Raw genomic sequence first — 2,236 nt, 5'->3', positions numbered from 1 at the left:
GTGACCTGCGGCATCTCGCCGTTGAGCACCTGGTGCAGGGGGCGCACCGCCAGCGGCCGGGGCGCCGCCCCCGGCCGGGTGGGCGGCGGCCACCGAGGTGGCGACCGTGTTCAGCAGGGCGATCCCCAGCGAGCCGCCGATCTGCTGGGCGCTGTTGACGAGCGCCGCCGCCACCCCGGCGTCGCGCGGGTCCACCCCGGCCGAGGCGGTGATCATCGCCGGCATGACCGCGCAGCCGATGCCCGCGCCGATCAGCAGCTGGGCGGGGAGCAGCCGGACGGCGAACACCTCGCCGGTACCCGCCTCAAGACCGGTCAGCAGCACCATCCCGGCGGCGGCCACCAGCAGCGCGCCGGCCATCAGATGCCGCGCGGGCACCCCCCTGGCCAGGGCCCTGCGGGCGATCACCGCCGCGCCGACCCCCATGGCGGCCGACAGCGGCAGGAACGCGAGCCCCGCCTCGACGGGCGAGTAGCCCAGCACCGCCTGGAAGTAGTACGTCAGGAACAGGAAGAGCCCGAAGAGACCCACCTGGGGGACGCCCACCGCGAGGAACGCGCCGCCCCGGGACCGGTCGGCCACCACCCGCAGCGGCAGCAGCGGATGCGCGGCCCGCCGCTCCACGCGGGTGAACGCGAGCAGCGCCAGCGCGCCGGTGACCAGCAGCACGGCGACCACGGGCCGGTCCCAGCCGCCCTCCGCCTCGGCGAACGCGGCGACCAGGGCGAGCAGCCCGCCGCAGCCCAGCAGCGTGCCGGGCAGGTCGAGCCGGCCGCCGCCCGGCCGGGGCGGGTCCCGGCGCAGCAGGGCGCAGCCGGCCAGCGCGAGGGCGACCAGGGGCACGTTGACGTACAGGCACCAGCGCCAGTCCAGGTACTCGGTGAGGACCCCGCCGGCCAGCAGCCCGGCCGCGGCGCCGCCGCCGCTGAGCGCCCCGTAGACGCCGAACGCGCGGGCCCGGTCCCGGGCGCTGGTGAACAGGGTGGTGAGCAGTGAGAGCGCGGCGGGCGCGAGGAGGGCGGCGAAGGCCCCCTGGAGGGCGCGCGCGGCGAAGAGCGCGCCGGGTCCCGGGGCGGCGCCGCCCAGGGCGGAGGCCGCACCGAACCCGGCCAGTCCCAGCAGGAACATCCGCCGCCGCCCGGCGAGGTCGGCGATCCGCCCGCCGAGCAGCAGCAGCCCGCCGAACGGCAGGGTATAGGCGGCCACCACCCACTGCCGGCCCGCGTCGGTCATGCCGAGGTCCTGCTGGGCGGAGGGCAGGGCGATGTTGACGACCGTGGCGTCGAGCACCACCAGCAGCTGGGCGAGGCCGATGACGGCGAGGGCCCACCAGCGGCGGGGGTCGGCGGGCTCCCGCGCGCGCTCGCGCTGCTCCGGCGGCGGGTCCGGCCGCTCCGGCCGGTCCGCGCCGCCGGTGCTCAGCACGGGTGCGCCTCGATCAGGGCGAAGGGCGCGAGAGCGGCGGGCGCGGCGACCCGGACCGAGCCGAAGCCGTTCTTGACCAGCAGGGCGCGCAGTTCGGCCTCGGTGCGCTCCCGGCCGCCCATGTTGGCCAGCATGTAGAGGTCGCTGAGGTAGGTGAGCGGGTCGGCGTCGGGGGTGACCCGTTCCGGCATCAGCACCTCGATGACCAGCAGCCTGCTGTGCGGGGCGAGCGCGGTGCGGCAGGTGCGCAGGATCCGCTCGGCGTGCGTGTCGCTCCAGTCGTGCAGCACGCTCTTGAGCACGTACAGGTCGCCGCCCTCCGGTACGGCGGTGAAGAAGTCCCCGGTGCTGATCCGGCAGCGATCGGCGACCCCGGCGGCGCCCAGGGTGCCGGGGGCGTCGGCCGCGCCCTCGGGCGAGTCGTACAGCACCCCGGTCAGCTCCGGGTGGGCGGCGAGGACGGCGGCCAGCAGGGCGCCGTCGGCGCCGCCGACGTCCACCACGGTACGGACGCGGGAGAACGCGTAGGCGGCGGGCAGCGCGGCGGCCAGGGTCCGGGTGGCCTGCCGCATGGACGCCTGGAAGGTGGCGGACAGCTCCGGGTGGGCGCCCAGGTGCTGGAAGAAGCCGGTGCCGAAGATCCGGTCGAAGGCGGGTTCACCGGTCCTGATGCTGTGTTCGAGCCCGCCGAAGGCCCGGCGGAAGTCCCCCGCGCCCTGTTCGGCGAAGGCGCGCAGCGAACCGGGGTCGTCGCCGCGCAGCCGGGCGCCGGCCGGGGTGAGGGCGAACTGTTCGGGCCCGGTCTCGCGCA

General features: G+C 77.0%; 2 protein-coding genes. Both read right to left on the bottom strand.

All coding sequences use genetic code 11. The features are described from left to right. A partial coding sequence (locus tag ACFV5N_RS22205) for an MFS transporter (RefSeq protein ID WP_385602590.1) occupies positions 1–1,425 on the bottom strand: 1,425 nt, incomplete at its 3' end. After that, the coding region (locus tag ACFV5N_RS22200; RefSeq protein WP_385602587.1) for a methyltransferase at positions 1,419–2,236 on the bottom strand (818 nt) is incomplete at its 5' end. The genes ACFV5N_RS22205 and ACFV5N_RS22200, both read right to left, overlap by 7 nt.

The organism is Streptomyces sp. NPDC059853 (genome assembly GCF_042731495.1).
Classification (GTDB): domain Bacteria; phylum Actinomycetota; class Actinomycetes; order Streptomycetales; family Streptomycetaceae; genus Streptomyces.
Note: the sequence above shows the minus strand (reverse complement) of the source record. Positions and strands in the feature narration are given on the sequence as shown.